This window comes from Hymenobacter arizonensis (genome assembly GCF_900115775.1).
Lineage (GTDB): Bacteria > Bacteroidota > Bacteroidia > Cytophagales > Hymenobacteraceae > Hymenobacter > Hymenobacter arizonensis.
In genome coordinates, this window is record NZ_FOXS01000001.1 from 756,651 (window position 1) to 782,771 (window position 26,121).

Below are 26,121 nucleotides of genomic sequence, written 5' to 3' on the forward strand. Positions count from 1 at the left end.
AGTAGATGATTGTATTTTATACAGTTAGAGGATTAATGATTGATTATAACAATTCGGTGAAAAAGTTATTGCCATTATTTGGGGCATATTATAAATGATTCTTCAATAACTCATAAAACGGCATCTAGATGCTGGTTGCCTTGTAAGTGTCTTAAATTTTCAAGAGCTTCTTTAAGCTGAGCATTAGGTAGGTGATATTGGGCTAGTTATCGACCAAAATGCGCCTATACGGGCCCATGTGCACATGGTGGTTTCCGCAATGCCATAATTTTATACAGTGAAATTTTCGTTGTGCGGAATCCAGCCTCACGTTGAATAGGGAACGATATTGAAGTTAACATATAAAAAGTACCATAATGCGTTGCGTTTATGTGGGTCGTGCATTTTGGGGTATTTTATAATGGAATTCCTAATTTTAGGGCACTTCCACTACACATTCATTCCATTTTAATGAGAAAACAACTACCTCGGGTCGCTCGTCTTATGCTGACGGCAGCCCTCATCTCCTCGGGAAATGCGGCATTTAGCCAAGGCTCACCCGCTGCCAAGAACGCAGCCGTACCTCGTGCCGCACTCGAACACCTCAAGGGTAAAAAGCAGGCCCTGCAACTCTCCGATGAAGACATTGCAGACCTGGTACTGAGCAGCGAAAGCAGCTCCAAAAAAAGCGGCCTCCGGCACCTGTACCTGCAGCAGCGGTACCAGGGCATCGAGATTCACAACGCCGTTACCAACATGAGCCTGACCAAAAACGACGAAGTCGTGCAGGTAGGCAACCGTTTCGAAAAGCAGGCGGGTAAAAAAGTAAAAGCCAAGGGCTCCAAAATGTCGGCTCAGGCCGCTGTGGCGGCTGCTGCCAAGCACCTCAACCTGTCCCCCAAAGCCCTCACGGTTGAGAAGCGCGCCGAAGGCACTGGCGATGCTACAGTATTCTCCAAAGGCGGTATCTCGCTGGAGCCCATCACGAGCAAGCTTGTGTACCAGCCCATGGCCGACGGCAGCCTGCGCCTGGCCTACGAAGTGTCCATCTACGAGCTGGACGCCCAAAACTGGTGGAACATCCGTGTGGATGCCGCTACCGGCGAATTCCTGGAGAAGGACAACCTGGTAACGCACTGCCAATTCGACAACAACGGCCCTGGCGGAGTGGCCATGCACGACGGCCATGCCCACGCCGCCAAGGCAGAAGTGAAAGCCTTTGACTTCTCCCGCGTTATCGCCAGCATCACGGGCGCTAATTCTTACAGCGTGTTTGACTCGCCGTTGGAAAGCCCCAGCCATGGTGAGCGGTCGGTGGTTGAGACCTCCAAAGCCGATGCAAAAGCCTCGCCCAGGGGCTGGCACTACACGCCATTTGGCGATGAGACCCGGACCCGCGGCAACAACGTCTTCGCCTACGAAGACCCTAACAACAACAACAACTTCAACCTGAACTACAGCCCCGATGGCGGTGCTGACCTGAATTTCAACTTCCCGCTGGACCTCACCAAGCAGCCCGTTGTGAACCGCGACGCGGCCACGGCCAACCTGTTTTACTGGAGCAACATCATTCACGATGTATGGTACCAGTATGGCTTTGATGAAATCAGCGGCAACTTCCAGTACGACAACTTTGAAAAAGGAGGCGCCCAGAGCGACCCCGTGCTGGCCGAATCGCAGGACAGCCGGAACATCCCGACTACCCGCAACAACGCCAACTTCGCGACTCCTGCCGATGGCGGCGCGCCCCGCATGCAGATGTACCTGTGGAGCAGCCCGGCCGACCCGGACATGTTCCGCGTGACGGCGCCTGCAACCATTGCCGGTACCTATCCATCCACGCAGGCCGGCTGGGGCAAGCAGCTGACCTCGGCTTCGCTCACGGGCACGCTCGTCATTGCCCAGGGCACGGGTGCTAATCCACAAGAGGGCTGCGGCACTTTTGCCAACATTGCTGAAATTGAAGGCAAAATTGCCGTCGTGTACCGGGGCACTTGCCCCTTCACCGAAAAGGCAGAAGCTGCCCAAAAGGCAGGTGCTACTGCCGTTGTTATTATTAACAATGCTCCCGGTGCTCCCATTGCCCTGGGCGGTGTTCCTACCGTTCCCGTAACGATTCCAGTCGTGATGGTGAGCGACGTAACGGGCTTAGCCATTCGCAACCAGATGAACGCCGGCCAGGAGGTTACCATCGCACTCAAAGACGATGGCAAGCCCGAACTCGACGGTGACTTCGACAACGGCATCATTGCCCACGAATACGGCCACGGCGTTTCGAACCGCCTCACGGGTGGTCGCCTGCAAGCGGCCTGCTTGAACAACGCCGAACAAATGGGCGAAGGCTGGAGCGACTGGTTGGGCCTGGTGATGACCATGAAGCCCGGCGACACTGGCGCCAAGAAGCGCGGCATTGGTACTTATGTGCAGGGCCAAAGCACCGACGGCAACGGCATTCGCCCTGCTCCTTACAGCACCGACTTTGGTATCAACAGCTTCACGTACGCTGCTACCAACAACCCCGCCATCACCCAGCCCCACGGCATTGGCTTCGTATGGTCGACGATGCTCTGGGACATGACTTGGAGCCTCATTGACAAGTACGGCTTCAAAGCCGACCTCTACAACGGCACCGGCGGCAACAACCTCGCCATGCAATTGGTAATCGACGGCATGAAGCTGCAGCCCTGCCGCCCCGGTTTCGTGGATGGTCGCGATGCCATTCTGTTGGCCGACCGCCAGAACAACGGTGGTGCTAACCAGGAGCTCATCTGGCGTGCATTTGCCAAGCGTGGCCTGGGCTTCAGCGCCAAGCAAGGCCTGAGCACCAACCGCTCTGACCAAGAGGAAGCTTTCGACCTTCCTCCCGTGTACGCTTGCTCGGCGCCCACCATCACGGTGTCGCCCGCTACTGCAGGCTTCCCTGGCGCTGCTGCCAAAACCATCTACCTGGGCTACGGCGCTCAGACGGTGACCTTGACGGCTAGCAATATCTCGGCTGACCCCGCCTTCACGTCCTTCACCTGGACCCCGGCTGCTGGCCTGAGCAATGCCACTATTGCCAACCCCGTGTTCACGCCTACCAAAGCTGGCACCTTCACCTTCACTGTAACCGTGAAGAACAACAACGAGTGCACCCGGACCGCCAACGTAACCATTGAGGTAGTTGACGTGAAGTGCGGCCCTGCAAACGCCAAAAAAGTGGAGGTATGCTTTAAAGGCAAGCCCATGTGCGTAGATGTTACCGAAGCTGGTCAGCTCCTCGCTGATGGCCGGGCCACCATTGGCAAGTGCACCACGCCCCAGGCCAAGGCTATCGAGTCTGCTCTGGTAGTGGCCGACGGCGGCACCAACGAACTGCAGCTGATGGCTTCGCCCAACCCCACCGCATCTAATACCAACCTGTCGTTCACACTCACCAAAGCCGGTTCGTACCGCTTGGAAGTGTTGAACATGCAAGGCGCCCTGGTATCGGTAGTGGCTGAAGGCACAGGCGATGCCGGCGAACGCCGCGACTACAGCTTCAGCAAGGGCCGCTTGGCCACGGGCATGTACGTGGTGCGTTTGGTAACCGGCAGCCAGAGCCAGTTTGCCCGCATCATGTTGATGGACTAATCTAGCCTTCAACACGAGTTCCTCTTAAAGGGAGGCCGCAGCACTGCTGCGGCCTCCCTTTTTGCTTTTGGTCAGGCTGCCAATGGTCTCCGCTATTTGTTCACTAAGTAGCCGGGGCGGGGCGGCAAACTGCCGCCCGCTTTGGCTACTTTTGTTTATTGACTTGGCGCGTTGTTGAGTCAACTAATTCCCGCCGTCTATCACCCTGTAAAAGGGTTATTCCGCCTCGTTATGCGCCAATACCTCGACTTGCTTCACCAGATTCTTGACCACGGTACCCTCAAAACCGACCGAACCGGCACATGCACGATGTCAATTTTTGGTCACCAGATGAGATTTGATTTAACTAAAGGATTTCCCTTGGTTACAACCAAAAAAGTGCATCTGAAAAGTATTATCCACGAGCTTTTGTGGTTTCTAAAAGGTGATACAAATATTAAATATCTGCAAAATAATGGCGTAACAATTTGGAACGAATGGGCTGATGCAAACGGTGAGCTTGGGCCAGTTTATGGTTACCAGTGGCGAAGCTGGCCAGACGGCAATGGGGGTCATATCGACCAAATCAGCCAAATTATTCAGCAAATCAAGACGCAGCCTGATTCACGCCGAATGGTAGTTTCTGCTTGGAACGTTGCTGACTTGCCCGCTATGAAGTTGCCAGCATGCCACGCCCTGTTCCAGTTTTACGTGGCCGATGGCAAGCTTTCCTGCCAGCTCTACCAGCGCTCGGCCGACGTGTTTCTGGGTGTGCCCTTCAACATTGCCAGCTACGCGCTGCTCACGCTCATGGTGGCCCAGGTGACCGGCCTGCAGCCCGGCGAATTCATCTGGACCGGCGGCGACACGCATCTCTACAGCAACCACCTCGAGCAAGCCCGCCTGCAACTGGAGCGCGAGCCCCGCACGCTACCACAGATGCGCATTAATCCCGATGTTATGGATATTTTTGCTTTCCAGTTTGAGGATTTTAAGCTGGAAAACTATGAGCCGTGGCCGCCCATCAAAGCGCCCGTAGCGGTCTAGTGCGGCTGGCTCTCTCTGCCCGCGGCTTAGCGGCGAAGGCTTTTTATTGAAGGATTAAGTGATGTATCGCTGGCTGGCTTGTTTTATTTTGTTCGTGCTGGGAATGGGGCTCGCCTGCGAGGCCAGCGCCCAACGGCGCACCACGCCCTCGCCCCGCGGCAAAACCGCCAAAACAGCGCAGGCCGTTCCGCCGCCGGCCGCGCCTGCGGGCATGATGCCTTTGCTGCCGCGCTTCTGGCAACTGACCGATTCGGCCGAGCGAACGGATGCGGCGGAAGTTTTCACTCAGTACCTACGGCACTTTATCAGCTACCCCACGCTGGCGCTTCAGGCTGGCCTGGGCGGTACTATCTACGCCCGCCTAACCGTGCAGCCCGATGGACGAGTAAGTGGTATTTCCATCACGCGGCGGGATTTGAGTACTAATTCACCACCCATCAAAGCTGTAATGGCCCTCGACGCTGAGTTGCAGCGGGTGGCATGGAAACTGCGCTTCAAACCCGCCCAGCCGCGCACCGATAGCACTAGCCGCACCATCATTGCCAGCAGCACCAGTGTCAGTGCCGACAGCCTCGAGAATATTGACATCACCGACTCCGCTACCGCCAGCACCGACAGCACCGACGTCATGGACATAACCGATGTAACGGACGAAGGGGATGCTGCCCAACCCAAACTTGAAGTCGATACCGTTACCATCTACCATCGGTTTGTACCTCTGAAAGAGGGGCAGGGCAGCAGTAGCAAACACTACCCTAATCATGCCGGGCCACCACCCAAATATGAGGCCAAGGCCACCCGTTCTATTATCATAAGTGGCCGCGGGATTATCACCGCCTTGTTATAAAAACGCCAAGCTAGGCTGCGCAAATGATGTATTGCCAATGGCACGTACGGCTCTCACAGAGGCCACATTCGCGGTAAAGACCGCATCCGCAGCTAAAAGAACTTCTTGTTTGAATAAGCCCTCGTGGCACCTGATACTGGCTGCTCTCGCCGCACGCAGTACCTGCGCACGTTGCACGCCCGCCACGCAGCCACTTTCTAACGCGGGCGTAAACAGCACCCCGTCTTTCAGCCAAAAAATAGCCGCTGCACCCGCTTCTGCCACATGCCCGGCAGCGTCGCAAAGGATAATTTCATCCAGCCCGCGCCGTTGCCGCTCGTGGGCGGCGCGCACGTAGAGCCACGCCTGCGGCCCCTTGCAGAAACTAAGTGGCGAGTGAATAGCGTGCGTTTCAAGCGCGAAATCAGCCTTGGCAATGTGCGTGTCATCGGGCACAAAGGCTTCGGCGGTGGCCAGCCATTCGGCGGCATCACCAGTTGGCGTGTAGCGCCCACCGCCAGTGCGCCACAGCTGCAGGCGCAGGCGTGCAGCCGGCAATTGGTTGGCCTTAACTAACCCGGTAAGCGTAGCTTCTAGTGCGTGGTGCGTGGCCAGAGCTTCAGGCAGTGCAAGGTAAAGTGCCGCCGCTGCCTGCTGCATACGTGCAAAGTGGTCGGCAGCCAAGCGCAGGTTGTTTTCAGCAAACACTAGCGTCTCGAAAAATCCGTCGCCGAATGCGAGCCCTCGGTTGGGCAACTCCAAGCGGAATGTATTGGCCGGCAACAGCGTGCCGTTGTGAAGCAACTGTCTCATCGCGCCGGCCACAAAATCCGTGAAATTCGAATAATCCGCATGAATCCGTGGTTCAGATTAAGAGAAACTTCTTGCCCGGCAATGCCCGCACCACGCCCCGAAACTCCAGCGCAAGCAGCAGAGAGGCCACGGCGTGAATAGGAAGCTGTGCTTTCCAAGCAAGGTCGTCTATTTGCGCTTCCCGGCCCGGGGCAGCCGCCAACACCGTAATAATTGCAAACTCATCCGCCGTAAAATCATCGGCCGAGTAGGAGGGAGCCGGCTTAAACTTGTCCGACTGGTGCAGGGCTTCGTCCCAGTTCAGCAGCTGCTCCAGGTCTTTCGGTTCGGCGTAGAGAGCAGCCTTGTTGCTTTTGATAAGCGCGTTGCAGCCCTCTGAAGCTGGTGAGCTTAGGTTGCCGGGCACGGCCAGCACGTCGCGGTTGTAGCTCAGGGCCAGCTCGGCGGTGATGAGGGCTCCGCCTTTTATGGCAGCTTCCACGACCACCGTGCCATCGCACAGGCCCGCGATAATGCGGTTGCGGGCCGGGAAGTTGTAGCGGTCGGGCTGAGTGCCAAAGGCGAATTCTGTAATGAGGCCGCCTTGCTCGCGCATCTTTTCAGCCGTTTTGCGGTGCGTGGGCGGGTAGATGATGTCCAGACCCGTAGCCATGACGCCGACCGTTTCGAGTCCTTCCTGCAAAGCGGCGCGGTGGGCCATGATGTCGATGCCATAGGCCAGGCCGCTAACTACCAAAGGCCGATGCGGCAATAAACCATGAATGATGCGCTCGGTTTGCTCGCGACCGTATTCGGTGGCTTTGCGCGTGCCGACCAGTGCAATGGTTTTGGGAGCGTTCAGGTCGGCCGTGCCTTGGTAGTATAGGATGGCCGGCGCATCGGGAATGAGCTTGAGGCGGCTGGGGTAGCGCTTACTAGTGTAGAACAGTATTTCTACCCCATCTTTCTCGGCTTTCTTCAGGCCTGATTCGGCCCGGCGAAAGGCATTTTCGCGCTCCGGCCCGGTCAGGATTTTAATAGTGGCATCGCCCACGCCGGGAATGCGGCGCAGCTTCCCGGGCGGCATGGTAAGCACGGTTTTGGCGGCACCGCCGTAGCTCATCAGCTGCCGCGTAAGCTGCGGGCCGATGCCAGGCAGAAGGGTTAGCGCGAGTTCGTGAAAAAGGGCTTCGTCGGCCATGGAGCGTAAGCTTCAGCTTGCGACGAGCGCAGCGAATTCTACTTGGTAGAGTGTTTTGTATTAGAGCTGTGGATTTGCAGCAGACTTTCGGGCAAGTACCAACTTGGCGAGCTTGTGCTTAACCGTGGCGGGTTAGACCTCTGGCTCAGCCTTGCCGGCAGCTTCTACTTCCTTGCGGAGCATGAGTAAAAAAGACCGAACCTTTTCCAGGCTCTGCACCACGTCAATCTTTTCCTTGAGCTGCGGGCCTTTTTGCTTGAGCATGTCGCGAGCGCCGGGGATGGTGTAGCCGCGCTCCTTCACCAAATGGTAGATGGTGCGGAATATTTCAATGTCCTGAGGCGTGTAGAGGCGGTTGCCCTTCTTGCTGCGGCGGGGGCGCAATTCGTCGAATTCAGTCTCCCAGAAGCGCACCAGCGACTCGGCCACCTTGAACTGGGCGGCCACTTCGCCTATGGTGAAGTACTGTTTCTCAATGCTGCGCTCTTTATAGGGCATATGGCTACCTTTGCTTTTCAGCCGAAAAGTACCTAAAAAAACTGCATTCGCCGCTATTTTGGCTGCGTAGCCCCTCTTGTTTATGTCGCTTCCTACTGCTTCCGCTGTTCGTCAGCAATTCCTTGATTTCTTCGCCTCCAAGGGCCATCACATTGTGCCCTCGGCTCCCATCGTGGTGAAAGACGACCCCACGCTGCTGTTCATCAACAGCGGCATGGCCCCGTTTAAGGACTATTTTCTGGGCAACAAGCCGGCGCCCTACAAGCGCATTGCCGACACCCAAAAGTGCCTACGCGTGAGCGGCAAGCACAACGACCTGGAGGAAGTGGGCTACGACACCTACCACCACACCATGTTCGAGATGCTCGGCAACTGGTCGTTTGGCGACTATTTTAAGAAAGACGCCATTGCCTGGGCCTGGGAGCTGCTCACCGAAGTATACAAGCTCGACAAGGACCGGCTCTACGTTACCTATTTCGAAGGTGATGAAGGCGATAAGCTGGCTGCCGACTCCGAAACGCAGAACCTGTGGCTCCAATACACTACCGACGACCGGATTTTGCCTGGCAACAAGAAGGACAACTTCTGGGAGATGGGCGACACCGGCCCCTGCGGCCCCTGCACCGAAATTCACATCGACCTGCGCTCCGAAGAGGAGCGCGCCGCCAAGTCGGGCCGCGAGCTGGTGAACGCCGACCACCCCCAGGTAGTGGAAGTCTGGAACAACGTATTTATGGAGTTCCAGCGCCTGGCCGACAAAAGCCTGGTGAAGCTGCCCGCGCAGCACGTGGACACCGGCATGGGCTTCGAACGCCTCATGATGGCCGTGTCGGGCGTGAAGTCGAACTATGACACCGACGTTTTTCAGCCCCTCATTCAGTTTATCGCCAAGGAAGTAGGAGTGGAGTACCACGGCACGGCTCCGGCCACCGTGACTGACCAGCCGACTACCGAAAACGAGAAAACGGACATCGCCATTCGGGTTATTGCCGACCATATCCGCACCATTGCCTTTACCATTGCCGACGGCCAGCTGCCGAGCAACGTGAAGGCCGGCTACGTTATCCGCCGTATTCTGCGCCGGGCCGTGCGCTACGCTTTCTCGTCGCTCAACCAAAAGCAGCCCTTCCTCTTCAAGTTGGTGCCCGTGCTGGCCGACCAGATGCGCAACATTTTCCCGGAGCTGAAAGCCCAGACGGCTTTCGTGCAGCGCGTGATTGAGGAAGAAGAAATCGCCTTCCTCAAAACCCTCGAAACCGGCCTGCGCCGCCTCGATGCCCTCGAAGAAACTGCCCGCGCCAACGGCGACCGCATCGACGGCAAAACCGCCTTCGAACTGTCCGACACCTTCGGCTTCCCGCTGGACCTTACGGCACTCATCGCCCGCGAAAAAGGCTTGACAGTGGATGAGGAAGGCTTCCAAAAGGAGCTGGCGCAGCAGAAGAACCGCAGCCGCAACGCCCAGGAAACCGAGCAGTCGGACTGGACCATTGTGGCAGATTCCGATGAGCAGCCCGCTTTCGTGGGCTACGACCTCGACGAGGCCCCGGCGCGCATTCTGCGCTACCGCAAAACCACCGCCAAAGGCAAAACCGAGTATCAGGTAGTGCTCGACCAAACCCCGTTCTACGCCGAAAGCGGCGGACAAATCGGCGATACGGGTTACCTGGAATCGCCGCTGTCGAAGGTGCGCGTAATTGATACGAAAAAGGAAAACGACCTGATTGTGCACACGTTGCTGCACTTGCCTGAGGACTTGAACGCTGATTTCCTGGCCATTCCCGATGTGGCCCGCCGCACCCAAATTCGGCAAAACCACTCGGCCACGCACTTAGTGCAGGCTGCCTTGCGCGAAGTGCTGGGCAGCCACGTGCAGCAGAAAGGCTCGCTGGTGAATGAGAAGCTGCTGCGCTTCGACTTCTCGCACTTCACCAAAGTAACCGACGACCAGCTGCGCCAGATTGAGCGCATCGTGAACGAGCGGATTCGCCAGCAAATTGCGCTCGACGAGCGCCGCAACGTGCCCATTGCCGAGGCCAAAGAGTTGGGCGCTATGGCACTGTTCGGCGAGAAATACGGCGAATTCGTGCGTGTTATCACCTTCGATAAAAACTTTTCGGTAGAATTGTGCGGCGGCCTGCACGTGCCCAACACCGGCCGCATTGGCTATCTCAAAATCACCGCTGAAAGTGCCGTGGGGGCCGGCGTGCGCCGCATCGAAGCCACTACGGGCGTTGGGGCCGAAGCCTACATCGACCAGCAGCTTGACTTGCTGGCGCAAGTGCGCGAAACGCTGGGCAACCCTCAGCACCTAATCAGCAGCATCGAAAAGCAGAGCGAGGAAATTGCCGCCCTGCGCAAGCAGCTGGAGCAATTTGAGCAGCAAAGCCTGAACCAGCAAAAAGTTCAGCTGGCCGCCCAGGTAAAAGCAGTGAACGGCGTCAACTTCCTGGCCGCTCAGGTGCAAGCCAGCAGCGCCGAAGGCCTCAAGAAACTGGCCTACGACCTACGCCAGGTGGTGCCCAACTTGGTGGCCGTGCTCGGCGCCGAAATCGACGGTAAGCCCCAGCTAGCCGTGATGCTGGACGATGAGATTGCCAAAGCCGGCAAGCTGAACGCTACCATCATGGTGCGTGAGCTGGCCAAGGAAATCCAGGGTGGCGGCGGCGGCCAGCCGTTTTTCGCCACGGCGGGCGGTAAGAATGTGGCCGGCTTGGGCGCTGCTATTGCCAAGGCTGAGGCAGTGGTGACCAGTGTGCTTGCCTAACTGCGCTACGATGAAAACCACACTGGTTTGTGTAGGAATTTGGTTGGGAGCCGTTTGCGTAGGTGCTGCGCAAACGGCTCCTGCTTATCCGTATCGGACGGTGACCTACTTGGCACCAGGTGGTGCGGTTCTGCCGGGCCCGGAGGGCGCTAAGTTCCGAAAAGAGGAGGTTTTTCGGGATAGCTTGTCTGGAAGCGTACGGCTGTATGATGCGGCTGGCAACCTCAAGGAAAGCACGCCTTATGCCGACATAAAGCACCAGATAATGCTGGGGCCCCACACCACATTTTATGACAATGGGAATGTCCGAACCAAGATAGATTTTGTGGGCAACAAGCGGCAGGGAGAATTACTGGTGTATTACCCAGAAGGCAAGCTGAAGCGAAAGGAAACCTACGAAGCAGACCAACGCAAAACCGGCGAATGCTTTGCACCCGATGGGAGTGTGGTAGCCTATTTCCCCTACGAAGTCATGCCCAGCTACAAAGGCGGCGGCACCGAAGCTTTTGTAAGGGCTATCCAAATGAATGTGCGCTACCCCGCAGAAGCTCTGCGGGCGCAAACCCAGGGGCGAGTATTCGTGGCTTTTACTGTTGCCGCAAGTGGCCAGGTTGAAAATATCAAGATTGTGAAAGGCGTATCTGATGCCTTGGACGCGGCCACTATTGCAGCAGTTAAAAAGCTGACCGGTGTAACGCCCGGAAAAGTCGATGGCGAACCGGTGGCGGTTCATCTCACTGTTCCCATTACCTATACAATCACCGCTGAGCCGACTCCTTTCAGAAACGAAGGGCGGGGGATGAGCAATCCCTACTAACTGGCTGCCCTTTTCGAACTAGTATGTGGCTGCGCTGAAGTTTTACTATGATTAAACTCTACGCTTTTTTTGTTGCGACAAGCTTATGCTTTGGCTGCGCGGTTGCGCCAGCCGCGGCGCAGCAGGTAATTCCTCCTTCTAAAATTGAATTTCTGGACTCAACTGGAGTAATCCTGCCTTCGGAACTCGGAGCGCATTCGCGCCGCGAAACGACATATGCCGACAGTATCGGGGGCATGGTGAGTGCGTATATAATGGATGGGAAGCTGAGCTACAGAACCACGTACGAGCACATCCGCAAGCAGATTCGCAATGGGCCAGATGAGATTTTCTTCCCAAACGGGCAAGTAAGCTACCACACGGAGTACAGCCACAATAAACAAGTGGGTGAGTTTCGGCTCTACTACGCCAACGGACAACTCAAACGCCGTCAGATAATGGACGCTGCCCACGCCGGAAAAGGCGAATGCTTCCTGGAAGATGGCCAGCCCACCGCCTTTTTCAAATTTGAGACCATGCCGGTTTATCCTGAGGGCAATGGGGGCTTCGAAGCCCTTATCAAGGCCGTGATGAGGAATGTTAACTATCCGCGTGATGCCCGCAAAGCCAAGGCCGAGGGTCGTGTCATCGTAAGCTTTGTGGTGACTGCCACCGGCGAAGTAGCGAATGTCAAGTTAGTGCAAGGCGTGTTTCCGTCGCTTGATGCAACAGTTTTGCAGGCGGTAAAGCAGCTAAAATCCTTTGTTCCCGGCACGCAGGACGGGAAACCAGTGGCGGTTTCGTTTACGATGCCCTACTTGTTTCGCATGGAGTAGGATGAGAAAGTGGGGCTGCATAGGGCACTGCTTCGAATATTAAAGCATGGCGTGTAGCACTTAGCTCCAAAGCAACTGGATACTGACTTCATTTAAGCAGTTGCGAAACAATAGGTTTGTACCTCCAGTACTACAAATAAGGAGCTGTTAGCGTACATTCAAAAAGTGTTGTTACCAGTGGTGCTGGGCTGGCTAAAAAGAATTGATGGACGCTAGTTCCGATTGAAGTTACCCTAACCAACCGGCAACCCGCCATATCCGCATGAGAAATCAACTACTTGCCGTGGGTTTGCTGCTAACTGGGCCTCTCGCCAGCCAGGCCCAAGCGCTGCAAGTGTCGAAACCTGCCGTCTTTTTTACGGCCGACTTTAAACGGTCTACACCTGAAGATTCTACGGCTTACTGTGCCGAGACCACCTTTCGCGACAGCGTGGCTGGCGTGAGCCGGATTTATTACCCCTCGGGTAAGCTGAAGCAATATGTGCCCTATAGCAATGTGGAGCGGGGCACGGTGTTCGGCACAATTACCAACTGGTACGAAGACGGGACCATGCGCTCCAAGGAAGACTATGTGGGCGGCCAGCGCCACGGCGAACTGCTGACTTACTACCCCGATGGCTCGCTGAGGCGCCGCGAGAAGTACGAGAACGGCCGCGGGGGCGTGGGAGTTTGCTACGCGCCAGATGGTTCGCAGGTGCCTTATTTCGGTTACGAGCAACTGCCGCTTTATCCCGGCGGCCAAGCCGGCCTAATGCGAGAGCTTACGACGGGCATTCTGCTAAACTCCAATGAAGCTCTGGAGATGCGTCGCGAGAGTCTGAAAGCGATGCAAATGGTGAATAAAAGCTGGAAGCTTGAAGTGCTGGTAGAGCTGCAAGTGGGCGAAGATGGGCGGGTAACCGGTGCGGAGATAGTGAAGTCCAACTCGCATTTTTTGAACAACGCTGCCTTGCGCGCCGTGGCCAAGCTCAAGCGGCAGTTTGTGCCGGCCCGGCTCGATGGCCAGGTGGTAAAAAGCAATTTTGTGGTGCCCATTTTCTACACCTTAAACTTACCTGGCGGCCAATCCCTTGACCGGTCGATGATGAGACGTCCGATTCCATTTCGGGACCGCTGAGGTCGGATTATAAGGAAAAATTTGACGAATAGGCCGCAGTGCAGGTCCGCGGCCAACGTACCTGAGGTGCCCATGGCGGTTGCTGGCCACGTATGCGTGTGCCCACCTTCCTTATAGGCGTTACCTTTAGGGGCAAATAGCCCTTAGTACCCCGCTTTTTTGATATGGACGAAGCCATTCTTGCCAAATACCAGCCCGTTATCGGCCTTGAAGTACATGCTCAGCTGCTGACCCACAGCAAAATGTATTCGTCGGACGAAAACGAGTACGGTGTAGCGCCCAACACCAACCTCTCGGTCATTACACTCGGCCACCCCGGTACCCTGCCTAAGGTGAACCGCACAGCCGTGGAGTTTGCCATGAAAATGGGCCTGGCCACCAACTGCCAGATTCGGCGCGACAACCTGTTTGCCCGCAAAAACTACTTTTATCCCGACCTGCCCAAGGGCTACCAAATTACGCAGGACAAAACCCCGATTTGCCACGACGGCCACGTCGACGTGCGCCTCGGCGATGGCACGGTGAAGAAAATCGGCGTTACCCGCATTCACATGGAGGAGGACGCGGGCAAGAGCATGCACCTGGCCGGCGAAACTGAAACCCTCGTCGACCTGAACCGTGCCGGCGTGCCCCTCATCGAGATTGTGAGCGAGCCCGACATCCGTACCGGCGAGGAAGCCTACGCCTACCTCATCGAAATCAAGAAGCTGGTGGAGTACCTCGGCATCTGCGACGGCAACATGGAGGAAGGTTCGTTGCGCTGCGACGCCAACATCTCGGTGATGCTGAAGGGGGCCGACAAGTTCGGCATGAAGGTGGAGGTGAAAAACATGAACTCCTTCCGCAACGTGCAGCGCGCCATTGCCTACGAAGTCGAGCGGCAAATTGCCATCATCGAAGCCGGCGAGGAAGTAGACAGCGAAACCCGCGGCTTTGACGCCGCCAGCGGCACCACCAACGGCCAGCGCAGCAAGGAAACCCTCAACGACTACCGCTACTTCCCCGAGCCGGACTTGCCCCCGCTGGTTATTTCCGACGAATGGCTGCACCGCGTGGCCGCCGAGCTGCCGGCCCTGCCGCAGCAGCTCTACGCCCGCTTCACCGGCGAGCTGGGCCTGAACGACTACGACGCCTCGGTGCTGGTCGACCAGAAAGAAGTGGCCCTGTTCTTCGATGACCTTTCGCGCCTGACCCCCAACGCCAAGGCCGCGGCTAACTGGGTGATGGGTCCGGTGAAGTCTTACCTCAACGAGCGGGCCCTGACCATGGCCGACTTCCCCCTCGACCCCGCTCAGCTGGCCGGCATTATTGACCTCATTGATGCGGGTAAGCTCAATTACTCAGTAGCTTCCAAGCAGCTTTTCCCGCACTTGCTTGAGCACCCGCAGGCCAACGCCACCGGTGCGGCCGAGAGCCTGGGCTTGCTGACGCAGGCTGATAATGGCGAGCTGGCTGGCTTGGTGCAGCAAGTGCTGGCCGCCAATCCCGCCAAAGTAGCGGAGTACCGCGCCGGCAAAAAGTCGCTCACGGGCATGTTCATGGGCGAGCTAATGAAGTTGACCGGTGGCAAGGCCGACCCCAAACTGGCCAACCAGTTGCTGCGTACAGCGCTGGACGGATAAGGCTGCAAAGCGTTTTCAGGACCGTGCAGCAGCACCACCGAAGGGCGGCGTTGCTGCGCGGTTCTGCTTTCACGAGGCTACCGGCTCTGTGCCTTGGAACAATATTCTTTATGGCCTGCGTTGGCTATTTTTACGCACAAGCTTCAGCGTATGCTTCAACCCTCCAACATGATTAAATCTGTTTTCCTGGCTGCCACTGTGCTGACCATGGCCAACTCCTGCCAAAACGCCGATGCGGCCGATGGATACGAGGTTTCGGGCCAACTCAAGAATGCGCCCGCTGGCACCGTGGTGCGCCTGTCGGAGCTGGTTTCAAATCAGTTTGTGGAGAAAGGTCAGGCCCAAACCGATGCTTCGGGCAGCTTCACGCTCAAGGGCAGCAGTGCTACGCCCGGCATCTTCCAGCTGAAAGTTGACGACGCCAACCAAGTGCTGCTGATGCTCGACAACAAGACCAAGGTGCAGGTCAGCGGCGATGCCAAAAGCCTGCCCGTGACTTACACCGTGAAGGGCAGCAAGGACGCCGAAGTACTGCGCCAGCTCACGCAGGTAATGCAGGGCACAAAGGGCGAAATGGAAAGCTTGGGGCAGCGCTATAATGCCGCCGGCCAAGCCGGAAAAGCCGAGGAAATGAAGGACATCGAAAAGCAATTTTACGTGATTCAGGGCCGTAACAACAACAAGATTAAATCGCTGATTCGCCGGAATGTAACCACCGTGGTGGGAGGGTTTGCGGTCGGGGCCTTCCTCAATCCCGAAGAGGAGTTTCAGTTTGTTGACTCCGTGGCTACCGTGCAGCGTAAAGCCAACCCGAACTCGCCCTTCACCAAGGAGCTGACGGCTCGCCTGGAGCCCATGCGGGCCACGGCGGCCGGGGCCACGGCTCCCGAAATTAACCTCCCTAAGCCCGAGGGTGGTACGCTCGCCCTGAGCAGCCTGCGTGGCAAGTACGTGCTGCTCGACTTCTGGGCTAGCTGGTGCGGTCCCTGCCGCCAGGAAAACCCAAATGTGGTAAAGGCTTACAATCAGTTTAAAAACAAAGGCTTCACCATCTATTCCGTGTCACTGGACCAGGACAAAGGCAAGTGGGAGAAAGCCATTGCCGCCGACGGCCTGACCTGGCACCACGTCTCAGACTTGGCGGGCTGGAACAGCGTGGGCGGGGCAGCCTACGGCGTGAAGTCTATTCCTGCATCTTACCTGATTGACCCCAAAGGGAAAATCATCGCTAAGAACCTGCGCGGTGAAGCTCTGGCTGCTAAATTGGCCGAGGTGCTGAAATAGGTTATTTAAGTTTAAAGCAAACGGGCCCGGCTTTTAGAAGCCGGGCCCGTTTGCTTTTACATAGGAATGCAGGCAGGCAAATAAGCGGTACTATTGCCGAACAAGTGTAGAGACGTCACACTTGGTGTCTCGGCATCGGCGCCGTTAGGTAAACATTGTTCGGGTTTCGTTCAACGCCTAGACGCAAAATATTGCGTCTCTACATCCGTTCGATTAATGCATTACGCTGCCCACTGTTCGCACAGCCAAGCTTGCTATTGGTGCTGTAAGAACATGGCCTTGAGGCCCGGCCAGAGGCGCTTCTTGAGGCTCACGTCGTACTCGACCAAGTCGACCGTAGCGGAGGACAGATAGGAGAGGCCAAGCGTTGGGAACTGGACGGGTTCGTAAATCTGGGTATTGCGAATGGTGGCGTCGAGCAGGTTCTTGCCGAAGGCCACTATGTGCGTGGCTGCCAGTTCCCGACGCAGGTTGGCCAGCGCTACCGGCAGTTCGGCCTCCACATTCACCAGCACTACATCGGCCATAACCAAGCCCAGGGCCTGGAGCATTTTGTTGAGAAATACGTTGCGGTGCAGTTTAAGGAACTGCTCCTTGGGCAACCGAAACAACAGCACCACCCCCTCGGGGTTGTTGCCCAGCGTGGTGAACTGGGTGAGCATAACCGGGGGCACGGCGGGCGCCGCTACGGGGGCAACTTCTGCCGCCAGAATGGCTGGAGGCACTACGCGGGCAGCTGGCACCACGGGCGGCTCGGGAAAGGCGGGCGGTTGGTTGAAGCCAGCTGAAAGCCTTTCCAGTCCTGCGGAAGGATGGCTGTAGCTCTTGGAAGGTTGCGGAATCCGGACAGGTGCCGGTTCAGCGGGAGCTGTGGCCACCGCTGGTGCAAGGGCCTTAGGTGGGGCGGGCGTGGGTGCCTCAGTGGTCGCTACCGGAGTGGCAGCCGCTGAAGCGGGTGCTTCTGCCGGCACATAGAGCGTGACGTCAGTATAGAAGTTTTGCAGGAAAGCTAGCTTTTCGGCAGACATGGCCAGGGAAAAGGAATGAAGACCGGTGGGTGCGGGGAAGCAATTAGCTAAAAGTAGCGCGAAAGACCGGCTATTCCAATGCAAACAAGGCTTTTAGCTCCTGGGCTTCGGCTGGCTGCATGCGGCCGGCCAGCACAAGGCGAAGCTGACGGCGGCGCAGGGCCCCATCATAGAGGCGGATTTCCTCGTCTGTTTCCGGAATGGCTTCGGGCACGTCGATGGGCCGCCCGGCTTGGTCGACGGCCACGAAGGTGAAAAAGGCTTCGTTGGTCTTCATCTTGGTGCCGCTCGGAATGTCTTCGGCCCACACGTCGATATGAACCTCCATGCTCGAGCTGAAAGCCCGGGTTACCTGCGCCTGCAGCGTAACCACGTTGCCCAGCCGAATGCTGTCGCGAAACGACACGTTATCGACCGACGCCGTGACCACGATGCGGTTGGAGTGCTTCTGGGCCGAGATGGCCGCGGCAATGTCCATGAGGTGCATCATGCGCCCACCCATGAGGTTGTTCAGGGTATTGGTATCGTTGGGGAGCACCAGCTCGGTCATGATGACGAACGAATTGGCGACAGGTTTTTGCTTGCGCATCAGCGAAAAGAGTGAGCAGTAAAAATTTGCTTGCAGAAAGGGCCTTGCAATGCCCGTGCAAAGGTAAGGCTTGCCTCCTGCGGAAATTTTCGAGGTATCAAGAAAGTCCTGAGCGCGAGCTAGGAGTTTTAGTGAGCGTTTGTCCCTTGGGTAGCGTTTACTACTAATCTTGGTGGTGAAAACGTCGCCGTTAGGCTTGAGTCTCTTTGTAAACTCCGGCGCGGCTGATTGTTGTTTTAGCTAGGAGCTACTGCCGCCAGCCGCTTGCGCCCAAAAGTGGCACGAACCGAAACACCTCAAACTCTTCCCGCACAAACGACTCGGGGCCTTCGCGTGTCACGCGCACCATGCGTTGGGTCTGGTTGTCGCCTACCGGAATTACAAGCCGCCCGCCCACCCTCAGCTGGCGTAGCAAGGCCGGCGGCAGGCCCGGTGCGCCGGCCGTAACCAGGATGCCATCAAAGGGGGCGCGTTCGGGCAGACCCAGGGAGCCATCGCCGCAATGCAGGGCGGCACCGTGCGCCCCCAGCGCGGCCAGAAAGTGCCGGGTGCGGGCAAACAATACTTCGTTGAATTCTATGCTCTCGACGTGCGGCGTGAGCTTCAGCAGCACCGCGCATTGGTAGCCCGAGCCGGTGCCTACCTCCAGCACGTGGTCGGTGGGCTGCACGCCCAGCAGCTGGGTTTGGTAGGCCACCGTATAGGGCTGCGAAATGGTCTGGCCTTCACCAATGGGGAAGGCCTTGTCCTGGTAGGCATGGGCTTCAAAAGCCGGTTCAAAAAACAGATGCCGCGGCACAGCCGCGAGGGCTGCCAGCACCCGCTCGTCGTGAATGCCGCGCTGGCGCAGCTCGCGCACCAGTGCCCTGCGCTGGCCCTGGTGGCGATATGTATCAGTGTAAGTCAAGTCGTAATTGCCATTTATCGATGAGCTGCCGGCTGCCGTTTCGACCAGCAGTTAAGCCAACAGTAGACACGCGTTTGGGTGAAGCAGGACAAGTGATTAGCACGGAAAAAGTCAAATATAAATCAGCTCATTGCCAACCAATAGTTGTTCGCGCGCAGCGCGTTCCTGCAAATCGATAACTGCACACTGCCCTTCGTTCCTACCTTTGCCCGGCGCGGTTTTCATCTACCGGCCGCTAAAATACTACCCAACCCGTCGCTTTGCTGCTGATTCGCCGCTTTCAATACGCCAAGCTCGTGGCTGCCGATTTTGGGGCAGCTTTGTTGGCTTGGATGTGTTTCTTCCTGTTGCGCAAGTACTTGCTCAATGAAATGACGGGCTACCGCTTCACGGAGGCAGCCCTGTTCGACCTGACTTATTCGGCCCTGGCAGTTGCCATTTTCTGGACGGTTCTGTACGTTCTCATCGGCGAATACCGCGACATTTTCCGCAAGTCGCGCCTTGCTGAAATCATTAGGCTGGCCCGCGTTTCGGTGCTGGGAGTCGTGGTAATTTTCTTTGCCCTGCTCCTCGATGACGAAGGAGTTATCAATTATCGGCTTTATTATAAGACGATTACGGCGTACTTCCTGCTGCATTTCTTTATAACGGCGGTGCTGCGGACTTTGGCCGTTAGCAGTGTGCAGCGCCAGATTAGAAAGAAGCGAATATCTTTCCCAACGCTGCTGATTGGCTCAAACGCACTGGCGTTGAATACTTTCCATGAGCTGTCCCGTACGAGCCATCACCTGGGCCTGAAAATGGTGGGGTTCACTCCTGTGGGCGACACCATCGACCCCGAACTGGCAGCGCAGCTGCCGGCCCGGGGTTCGCTTCAGCGGGTGCCGGCCCTGGTGCGCGCCCTGAAAATCGAGCAAATTGTGATTGCCATTGAGCCCCGCGAGCACCAGCTAATTCAGGAGCTGCTGGCCTTGCTGGAGGGCACGCCCGCCCGAGTGAGCATCCTACCCGACCTCTACCAAATGCTGCTGGGCTCGGTGAAGGTGAACCACTTGTTTGGGACGCCACTCATCGAAATCAAGCAGGACTTGCTGCCCGTGTGGCAGGTGGTTGTGAAGCGGGGTATCGACGTGTTGGGTTCGGCCTTGTTTATGGTGCTGGCCAGCTGGGTGTATGCTTTTACAGCCCTGATGGTGAAGCTGTCATCGCCGGGCCCGGTGTTCTACCGGCAGGTGCGGATTGGCAAAAACGGCCACCCGTTCCGCATCATCAAGTTCCGCTCCATGTACGTCGACGCGGAGAAGGCCGGCCCTGCTCTCAGCTCCGACCACGACCCGCGCATCACCAAGTGGGGCCGCTTCATGCGCAAAGTGCGCCTCGACGAGCTGCCTCAGTTCTGGAATGTGCTTAAAGGCGACATGAGCATTGTGGGACCCCGGCCCGAACGGCAGTATTTCATCGACCAAATCGTGAAAATCGCCCCTCATTACCGGCATTTGCACCGCGTGCGCCCGGGCCTTACCTCGCTGGGCCAGGTAAAATACGGCTACGCCGAAACCGTAGCCCAGATGGTTGAGCGCCTGAAGTTTGACATTCTCTACATCGAGAATATGAGCCTGGCCATGGATTTCCGGGTGCTGCTCTACACCCTTAAAATCATCGTGGAAGGCCGCGGGAAGTAATCGGATACAAGCCCAAAACTGTGGGCGTATTCGACACGAGCAAGCCGTTCTATTTATGCGGCTCCCTCTTCTACGTCAAACGCGTTTAGCAGCGCTTGCAGAAGCGTATCGTCGGGCTGGGTACCGGGGGGGAGGTCTTGCGCCAGCACGGTGTCGAAGGCTCGCACTACCGCAGCGCAAGCCACGCGCCCAAAGCCCATATCCCAGTGGCCGAAGCGCCGGGCCGGCCCTTTGCCTTCGCTCACGGTGACTACCTGCGAGTGGCGGACGTCTTGCTTAATGCGGGCGTATAGGTTACACACGGCGGCCTCGGGCCCTTCCAGCACCTGCACAAATAAGCCATTGCTGTGGAGCAGCAAGCCCGTAATTCCGTGTGCGGCGTTGTAAGGGCGGCACTTGCGGAGCAATGCCTGAAGCTGTACTTCCGTGGTGGGATGCGTGGCGTGACTCCGGTAGAGTATGTGGTATTGACTCGCTTCGAGCAGTCCCCGAACCTGTTCAGCCGTTAGCTCTCCGTGCTGATAGCGGGCTAGCAGCTGGCGCTCGTAGCGTTGGCGAGGTAGGGGCGAGGTAGTGAGTAGAGCCTGGGCCCAATCCTCAGCGCGCCAAGGGTGGACCTCGGTAGTGAGGAGGTTGAGCATGGACATCTTGTACGCTGACTTGGCTATAACGATGCGTCTCCCGCAAAATCATTCTCTGCAGCAAACAGGTTTCGGGCCCCGTGAAGTGGTAGCCGGGCTGCGACACGCTAAGCTGGCCGTAGTGCAGCATATGTGGCTGGCTCGGCACAGAGGGTAAATTTCTACTGTGCCTTATTAAAACTTTTCTGGGAAAGTAGAGGGCTAAAAGTGAGCTTAATGCTGATAATTAGAGTTTTGTGCCAAGCCGGTGACGCAGGATTTTGGAGCATAACCAAGAACGAAACGCTGCCGTCCGTAGTTTTGTAGCGCAAGTACCCCGCGCTGGTGGGCCAGGTTTTAAAGTTGGCCCCGCAACTAGCAGTTTGGCAACGCTTCTTATGCCGCTCCGCGCTGCTGAAAAAACGCGAAGCTGCTTTAGCTCAGCTGCCACGGCACGGGGCACTTGCACTGCCGCGCAACGTGCGGAAAAAGCCGCAGGAAAGTCCCAATCAGGGCCGAATGGGGCAAGGGCAGGACCTTATTTAGCCTGGACCATTCAAGTCCCGGGTGAATTACATTACCTATGAATACCGAAGTAAAAGGAAGAGTACTCGTTGCCATGAGCGGCGGAATCGACTCTAGCGTAGCCGCCGTGCTGCTACACGAACAAGGCTACGAAGTGGTTGGAATGACCATGAAAACCTGGGACTACGCCAGCGCGGGCGGTTCCAAAAAAGAAACCGGCTGCTGCTCGCTCGACAGCATCAACGACGCCCGCGACATTGCCGTGCAGCTCGGCTTTCCGCACTACATCATCGACATTCGCGACGAGTTCGGTGATTTCGTTATCGACAATTTCACCGACGAGTACCTCGCCGGCCGCACCCCTAATCCCTGCGTGCTCTGCAATACCCACATCAAGTGGGATGCGCTGCTGCGCCGCGCTGACCAACTGGGCTGCCAGTACATCGCCACCGGCCACTATGCCAACATTCGCAAGGATGCAGATACTGGCCGCTTTGTGGTAAGCAAAGGCCTAGACGAAAACAAAGACCAAAGCTATGCCCTGTGGGGCGTGAGCCAGGAGAGCCTGAGCCGCACGCTGTTCCCGCTGGGCGGCATGCGCAAAACCGAGATTTATGACGAAGCCCGCCGCCGGGGCTTCAACGAACTGGTGAACAAGCCGGAGAGCTACGAAATCTGCTTCATCCCCGACAACGACTACCGGGGCTTCCTGCGGCGGCGCGTGCCGGGCCTGGAGGCGCGGGTGGCCGGCGGCAACTTCGTGACCAAAAACGGGCGCGTTATCGGCAAGCACGAGGGCTACCCGTTCTACACCATTGGGCAGCGCAAAGGCCTGGGCGTAGCCTTGGGTTATCCCGCGTTCGTGCTCGAAATTCGGCCCGATACCAACGAGGTGGTGCTCGGCAATTACGACGAGCTGGCCAGTACGGCCACGGTGGTTGGCAAGCTGAACATGGGCAAGCAGGCCAGCCTGGCGGGCCAGGGCCTGGTGCCCGCCGTGGTGAAGGTGCGCTACAACCACGACGGCGCGCCGGCTTTTCTGGAAGAACTGGACGGAAAAATCCGTGTTTATTTTGAGGAGCCCGTGCACGCCATCACGCCCGGGCAGGCGGCCGTGTTCTACGACGGCAACGACGTGCTGGGCGGCGGCTGGATTGAGCGCCACGTAATCGGCGAATTCCCCTTACCTTTTGCGGCCGCAGAGGCCGGCATCTAAGCGCTTTCCTGCTTTCATCTACCCTTTTTATGCATCTCATTTCAGCCGCATTCCTGGTTAAACACTTCGCCCGCCGCACCAGCGTGGCCCTTTTGGCGGGCGGGCTGGCCGTGGGTGCGGCAGGATGCAAAAACGAGTCGATGCCCGCGCCCGAAACCGGCGTGGACTATTACCCCATTGCGGTGGGCAACTACTGGACCTACGCCGTAGTGGACACTACCTGGAGCCGGGCTTCTGGCGGTGTAGGCGGCTCGCAGCTCATAGCTAGCGTGCCGCGCGACAGCACCTACCAACTGAAGGAGACCATCACGGAGATTTTGACGGATGCAGCGGGCAAAAAAGCCTACCGCATGGTGCGCTCAAAACGGGTGGGGACCACGGCCGCTTTCCGCGACGACAGCGTTTTCGTGCTCAGCGCCAACGAACAGTTTGTGACCCTGAACCGCAACAACGCGCGCTCCGTGGAGCTGATATTTCCGGTGCGGGAAGGCCGCTCGTGGAATTTCAACGCCTTCAACAACAACTTCAACGACACTATCACGGCCGAAACCCGGCAGTATAGCGCCATCGGGCTGCCCTTTACCCTGGCGGCGTCGGGCGGTGTGCCGGCGCAGTCGTACCCCGTCACGGTGACTACCGCCAATACCGGGGCCGCGGCCGAAAACAGCCTGGTGAAGCAGGCCAGCTACCGGCAGGTGTTTGCCAAAGGAGTGGGCCCTGTGTTTCGGCGGCGCGTGTATTTCCTGCCCTATACTTACGTAGGGGCGGGCGGCATTCAGGTGTACCCGCCTCGGGCGTACGTCTCGGGTTTCACGCGCCGCGAAACGCTGATTGACCACGGCCCCCGCTAGGGGTGCATCTATTTGAACAGAAACAGGTCAATTGGCGGTTGATGCCTTGGGAGGTTATGCTTTATGGTAGCGTTGGTTGTTAGGCATTAATCTTGGGCTTAACAAAGATTTCCCCTGAGTATCAATGGCAAGTATACCGCAATGCGCAATCCACTATCCACTAGTTCCAGCTTACTCTTTGCCATGGTGCCTTCCTCAATAAAAAGCTTGGTATTTTTGGCCGTTGCTGGCCTGGTTAACTTAGTGGCGGCCGCGCCGGTCTCGGCGCAGGGCACGGTGCGCCGCCATTTGGTGTACTTCCGGGACAAAGCCGGTTCGCCGTATTCGGTAGCCCAGCCCCAAGAGTTTTTGTCGGCCCGCTCGGTGGCCCGCCGAAACCGGCAGGGCATTGCCGTATTGCCGCGCGACTTGCCCGTGAACCCCGCCTACGTGGCGCAGGTGCGCGGCGTGGCCGGCACCCAGATTCACTACACCTCGCGCTGGTTTAATGCGGCTGTCGTGTCCTGCGACTCGGCTACCCTGGTTCGCGTCATGGCGCTGGCCCCGGTGCGCAGCGCAGCTACGCTCAACCGCAGTTTCCGGGATGTGAGCCCCACGGCGGCCCCCACGCAAGTGCCGCCCGCAGCCGCCCGCGGCACCCTGGCCACGCGTGCCCAATACGGGCCCGCTTACCGCCAGAACGAGCAAATTGGCGCCTTGGCCATGCACGATGCCGGCTTCCGCGGCGAAGGCATGCAGATTGCCGTTTTTGATGCTGGTTTCCCCGGCGTTGACCAGATTTCTGCCTTGCAGCCGCTGTTCCAGGAGCAGCGGCTGGCGGGCACCCGCAACTTTGTCGACGGCGGCACCAGCGTGTTTCTGCGCAGCGGCCACGGCACCAACTGCCTGTCGGCCATGGCCGCCAACGAGTCGGGCAAATACATCGGCAGCGCCCCCAAAGCAACTTATCATCTCTGCATTACGGAGGATGTTAGCTCCGAGCATCCCATTGAAGAAGCCAACTGGCTGGCCGCAGCCGAATACGCCGATTCGGTGGGAGTCGACATCATTAGCTCGTCGTTGGGCTACACCACGTTCGATTCTCCTTCGGTTTCTTATACCTACGCCGACATGAACGGCCGTACGGCCATCAGCTCGCGGGCGGCTACCATTGCCGCGCACGTGGGTATTCTGGTGGTGAATGCGGCCGGCAATGAAGGCAGTAGCTCCTGGCGCTACATCTCGGCACCCGCCGATGCCGACTCCATTATGTCGGTAGGCGCAGTAGACTCTTTAGGTAACCACGCCAGCTTTAGTTCGTTCGGCCCCACCTCCGATGGCCGCATCAAGCCGACACTGATGGCCATGGGCCGGGCTGCCGCTGTTCTTTCCCCCAACGGGGCCGCATACCGTGGCAACGGTACTTCATTTGCCTGTCCCATTCTGGCCGGCATGGCCGCGGGCTTCTGGCAGGCCAATCCCACGCTGACGGCTCAGCAAGTGATTACCGCTTTGCGCAACACGGCCTCTCAGGCCAACACGCCAAGCCCCGCTTTGGGCTACGGCATTCCCAACTTTGTTACGGCCTACAACGCCCTAAACCCCAATGCGCCACTAAGCTCGAAAAACAACAAGGACTTGGATGGTGATGCGCTGAGCTTATTCCCTAATCCCACCGGCGACGGAGCCGTCACGCTAGCCTTGCCCTCGGTGCTCCGTGGTAAGCCCCTGCGCGTGCGGGTGCTCGATGCCCGTGGGGCCGTGGTAGCTACCCAGCAGGTTGCAGCCACTGCCAGCAGCACCGCGGGCCTGCAGCTGGGCCGGTTGGCCAAGGGCAATTACACGTGCGAAGTAAGCACCCGCGACGCCCGTCGCACGGTGAAGTTCACGCAGCAATAACCTCCTTTTCAAGGCATAAAAAAAGGCGCTGCACGGCGCCTTTTTTTATGCCCGCAGCGCTGTATATCAGCTTGTTTTTGAGGGCTATATTTTGTAATTTTAAAGCATCAATTCACTACCATTTTCTTGCAGTACATGTTGCAAATGATGATTTCCAAGCGCATCGGGCGCCGCCAGTTTCACTTCACGGTGCAGGGCAATAATTTCCATGAAACCGTGGCTGAGTATGACCGGCTTAGCTTCCCCGACGTGCCCAATTGCGGCCTTTGCGGCTCGGATAATCTGGACCTGACCAGCCGCGTGGCGCAGGATAAATTCAAGTACACCTCGGTGAAGTGCATCGACTGCCGCGCCGACCTCACCTTTGGCAAAACCCAAAAAGACGACCAAACCGTGTTTCTCCGCCGCCGCGAAGGCGGGGAGTTTGACTGGAAAGCACTGGATAAAAGCGAGCGTTAATCTTTTCGGC

21 protein-coding genes are annotated in these 26,121 nt (G+C 57.6%); 14 read left to right on the forward strand and 7 right to left on the reverse strand.

Annotated features, from left to right (window positions below; translation table 11 throughout):
• The first annotated feature begins 450 nt into the window (after positions 1 to 450).
• The 3 genes from BMZ66_RS03175 (at position 451) to BMZ66_RS03185 (ending at position 5,464) form a co-directional block, all read left to right on the forward strand.
• Positions 451 to 3,591, forward strand: coding sequence for a T9SS-dependent M36 family metallopeptidase (locus BMZ66_RS03175; protein ID WP_234794954.1), 3,141 nt, complete (start codon positions 451 to 453; stop codon positions 3,589 to 3,591).
• Positions 3,592 to 3,822: 231 nt separating this feature from the next.
• Entirely contained in the window at positions 3,823 to 4,617 is a 795-nt protein-coding gene (locus BMZ66_RS03180; protein WP_092668881.1) for a thymidylate synthase, read from the forward strand.
• A 103-nt stretch (positions 4,618 to 4,720) separates the two neighbouring features.
• Complete coding sequence (locus BMZ66_RS03185; RefSeq protein WP_143080033.1) at positions 4,721 to 5,464, forward strand: energy transducer TonB; 744 nt, start codon at positions 4,721 to 4,723, stop codon at positions 5,462 to 5,464.
• Here BMZ66_RS03185 and BMZ66_RS03190 read toward each other — a convergent pair.
• The 3 genes from BMZ66_RS03190 to BMZ66_RS03200 form a co-directional block, all read right to left on the reverse strand.
• The gene (locus BMZ66_RS03190) at positions 5,459 to 6,256 is read right to left on the reverse strand and encodes an aminotransferase class IV (RefSeq protein WP_092668885.1); all 798 of its coding nucleotides are present in this window, start codon (positions 6,254 to 6,256) and stop codon (positions 5,459 to 5,461) included. The genes BMZ66_RS03185 and BMZ66_RS03190 overlap by 6 nt on opposite strands.
• A 52-nt stretch (positions 6,257 to 6,308) precedes the next feature.
• The gene (dprA, locus tag BMZ66_RS03195) at positions 6,309 to 7,436 is read right to left on the reverse strand and encodes a DNA-processing protein DprA (RefSeq protein WP_092668887.1); all 1,128 of its coding nucleotides are present in this window, start codon (positions 7,434 to 7,436) and stop codon (positions 6,309 to 6,311) included.
• 132 nt (positions 7,437 to 7,568) lie between these two features.
• Positions 7,569 to 7,934, reverse strand: a complete 366-nt coding sequence (locus BMZ66_RS03200; protein ID WP_092668889.1) for a MerR family transcriptional regulator — start codon at positions 7,932 to 7,934, stop codon at positions 7,569 to 7,571.
• A gap of 82 nt (positions 7,935 to 8,016) precedes the next feature.
• Between BMZ66_RS03200 and alaS the strand changes: the two genes are divergently transcribed.
• The 6 genes from alaS (at position 8,017) to BMZ66_RS03230 (ending at position 16,356) form a co-directional block, all read left to right on the forward strand.
• Complete coding sequence (gene alaS, locus BMZ66_RS03205; protein WP_092668891.1) at positions 8,017 to 10,701, forward strand: alanine--tRNA ligase; 2,685 nt, start codon at positions 8,017 to 8,019, stop codon at positions 10,699 to 10,701.
• Positions 10,702 to 10,711: 10 nt separating this feature from the next.
• Entirely contained in the window at positions 10,712 to 11,518 is an 807-nt protein-coding gene (locus tag BMZ66_RS03210) for an energy transducer TonB (protein ID WP_092668893.1), read from the forward strand.
• Between the two features lie 47 nt (positions 11,519 to 11,565).
• Entirely contained in the window at positions 11,566 to 12,333 is a 768-nt protein-coding gene (locus tag BMZ66_RS03215; protein ID WP_092668895.1) for an energy transducer TonB, read from the forward strand.
• Between the two features lie 262 nt (positions 12,334 to 12,595).
• A complete protein-coding gene (locus BMZ66_RS03220; protein WP_092668897.1) occupies positions 12,596 to 13,450 on the forward strand; it encodes a TonB family protein in 855 nt (284 codons plus the stop codon).
• A gap of 164 nt (positions 13,451 to 13,614) precedes the next feature.
• On the forward strand, positions 13,615 to 15,072 hold the full coding sequence (gene gatB, locus BMZ66_RS03225) for an Asp-tRNA(Asn)/Glu-tRNA(Gln) amidotransferase subunit GatB (protein ID WP_092668899.1): 1,458 nt from the start codon (positions 13,615 to 13,617) through the stop codon (positions 15,070 to 15,072).
• Positions 15,073 to 15,240: 168 nt separating this feature from the next.
• Positions 15,241 to 16,356 (forward strand): TlpA disulfide reductase family protein, encoded by a 1,116-nt coding sequence (locus tag BMZ66_RS03230; protein ID WP_214606945.1) that lies wholly within the window; start codon positions 15,241 to 15,243, stop codon positions 16,354 to 16,356.
• 254 nt (positions 16,357 to 16,610) lie between these two features.
• Here the strand turns inward: BMZ66_RS03230 and BMZ66_RS03235 are convergent, their stop codons facing one another.
• From BMZ66_RS03235 to BMZ66_RS03245, 3 genes are all read right to left on the reverse strand, one after another.
• The gene (locus BMZ66_RS03235; protein ID WP_092668903.1) at positions 16,611 to 17,384 is read right to left on the reverse strand and encodes a hypothetical protein; all 774 of its coding nucleotides are present in this window, start codon (positions 17,382 to 17,384) and stop codon (positions 16,611 to 16,613) included.
• Between the two features lie 70 nt (positions 17,385 to 17,454).
• The gene (locus BMZ66_RS03240) at positions 17,455 to 17,973 is read right to left on the reverse strand and encodes an acyl-CoA thioesterase (protein WP_092668905.1); all 519 of its coding nucleotides are present in this window, start codon (positions 17,971 to 17,973) and stop codon (positions 17,455 to 17,457) included.
• Positions 17,974 to 18,220: 247 nt separating this feature from the next.
• Positions 18,221 to 18,880, reverse strand: a complete 660-nt coding sequence (locus BMZ66_RS03245) for a protein-L-isoaspartate(D-aspartate) O-methyltransferase (RefSeq protein ID WP_092668907.1) — start codon at positions 18,878 to 18,880, stop codon at positions 18,221 to 18,223.
• A gap of 260 nt (positions 18,881 to 19,140) precedes the next feature.
• Between BMZ66_RS03245 and BMZ66_RS03250 the strand changes: the two genes are divergently transcribed.
• Positions 19,141 to 20,562: a sugar transferase gene (locus BMZ66_RS03250; RefSeq protein ID WP_234794955.1), complete on the forward strand. Its 1,422-nt coding sequence runs from the start codon at positions 19,141 to 19,143 to the stop codon at positions 20,560 to 20,562.
• Positions 20,563 to 20,615: 53 nt separating this feature from the next.
• On the opposite strand, the gene BMZ66_RS03255 is transcribed toward BMZ66_RS03250, so the two are convergent.
• Positions 20,616 to 21,203 (reverse strand): BLUF domain-containing protein, encoded by a 588-nt coding sequence (locus BMZ66_RS03255; protein WP_092670244.1) that lies wholly within the window; start codon positions 21,201 to 21,203, stop codon positions 20,616 to 20,618.
• Between the two features lie 562 nt (positions 21,204 to 21,765).
• Here BMZ66_RS03255 and mnmA point away from each other — a divergent pair.
• The 4 genes from mnmA to BMZ66_RS03275 all read left to right on the forward strand — a co-directional run bounded on the left by mnmA (position 21,766) and on the right by BMZ66_RS03275 (position 26,111).
• The gene (gene mnmA, locus BMZ66_RS03260; RefSeq protein WP_092668909.1) at positions 21,766 to 22,923 is read left to right on the forward strand and encodes a tRNA 2-thiouridine(34) synthase MnmA; all 1,158 of its coding nucleotides are present in this window, start codon (positions 21,766 to 21,768) and stop codon (positions 22,921 to 22,923) included.
• A 29-nt stretch (positions 22,924 to 22,952) separates the two neighbouring features.
• Positions 22,953 to 23,774 carry a hypothetical protein gene (locus BMZ66_RS03265; RefSeq protein ID WP_092668911.1) on the forward strand — a complete coding sequence of 274 codons (822 nt, stop codon included), beginning with the start codon at positions 22,953 to 22,955 and terminating at the stop codon, positions 23,772 to 23,774.
• Between the two features lie 183 nt (positions 23,775 to 23,957).
• Positions 23,958 to 25,652, forward strand: coding sequence for a S8 family serine peptidase (locus BMZ66_RS03270; RefSeq protein WP_177204576.1), 1,695 nt, complete (start codon positions 23,958 to 23,960; stop codon positions 25,650 to 25,652).
• 126 nt (positions 25,653 to 25,778) lie between these two features.
• Complete coding sequence (locus BMZ66_RS03275; protein ID WP_143080034.1) at positions 25,779 to 26,111, forward strand: hypothetical protein; 333 nt, start codon at positions 25,779 to 25,781, stop codon at positions 26,109 to 26,111.
• Positions 26,112 to 26,121 lie beyond the last annotated feature (10 nt).

Bases quoted from the DNA above. Each gene is read 5' to 3' on its own strand.
- BMZ66_RS03175 (WP_234794954.1), top strand. From the start codon at position 451: ATGAGAAAACAACTACCTCGGGTCGCTCGTCTTATGCTGACGGCAGCC.
- BMZ66_RS03180 (WP_092668881.1), top strand. From the start codon at position 3,823: ATGCGCCAATACCTCGACTTGCTTCACCAGATTCTTGACCACGGTACC.
- BMZ66_RS03185 (WP_143080033.1), top strand. From the start codon at position 4,721: ATGGGGCTCGCCTGCGAGGCCAGCGCCCAACGGCGCACCACGCCCTCG.
- BMZ66_RS03190 (WP_092668885.1), bottom strand. From the start codon at position 6,256: ATGAGACAGTTGCTTCACAACGGCACGCTGTTGCCGGCCAATACATTC.
- dprA (WP_092668887.1), bottom strand. From the start codon at position 7,436: ATGGCCGACGAAGCCCTTTTTCACGAACTCGCGCTAACCCTTCTGCCT.
- BMZ66_RS03200 (WP_092668889.1), bottom strand. From the start codon at position 7,934: ATGCCCTATAAAGAGCGCAGCATTGAGAAACAGTACTTCACCATAGGC.
- alaS (WP_092668891.1), top strand. From the start codon at position 8,017: ATGTCGCTTCCTACTGCTTCCGCTGTTCGTCAGCAATTCCTTGATTTC.
- BMZ66_RS03210 (WP_092668893.1), top strand. From the start codon at position 10,712: ATGAAAACCACACTGGTTTGTGTAGGAATTTGGTTGGGAGCCGTTTGC.
- BMZ66_RS03215 (WP_092668895.1), top strand. From the start codon at position 11,566: ATGATTAAACTCTACGCTTTTTTTGTTGCGACAAGCTTATGCTTTGGC.
- BMZ66_RS03220 (WP_092668897.1), top strand. From the start codon at position 12,596: ATGAGAAATCAACTACTTGCCGTGGGTTTGCTGCTAACTGGGCCTCTC.
- gatB (WP_092668899.1), top strand. From the start codon at position 13,615: ATGGACGAAGCCATTCTTGCCAAATACCAGCCCGTTATCGGCCTTGAA.
- BMZ66_RS03230 (WP_214606945.1), top strand. From the start codon at position 15,241: ATGATTAAATCTGTTTTCCTGGCTGCCACTGTGCTGACCATGGCCAAC.
- BMZ66_RS03235 (WP_092668903.1), bottom strand. From the start codon at position 17,384: ATGTCTGCCGAAAAGCTAGCTTTCCTGCAAAACTTCTATACTGACGTC.
- BMZ66_RS03240 (WP_092668905.1), bottom strand. From the start codon at position 17,973: ATGCGCAAGCAAAAACCTGTCGCCAATTCGTTCGTCATCATGACCGAG.
- BMZ66_RS03255 (WP_092670244.1), bottom strand. From the start codon at position 21,203: ATGCTCAACCTCCTCACTACCGAGGTCCACCCTTGGCGCGCTGAGGAT.
- mnmA (WP_092668909.1), top strand. From the start codon at position 21,766: ATGAATACCGAAGTAAAAGGAAGAGTACTCGTTGCCATGAGCGGCGGA.
- BMZ66_RS03265 (WP_092668911.1), top strand. From the start codon at position 22,953: ATGCATCTCATTTCAGCCGCATTCCTGGTTAAACACTTCGCCCGCCGC.
- BMZ66_RS03270 (WP_177204576.1), top strand. From the start codon at position 23,958: ATGGTGCCTTCCTCAATAAAAAGCTTGGTATTTTTGGCCGTTGCTGGC.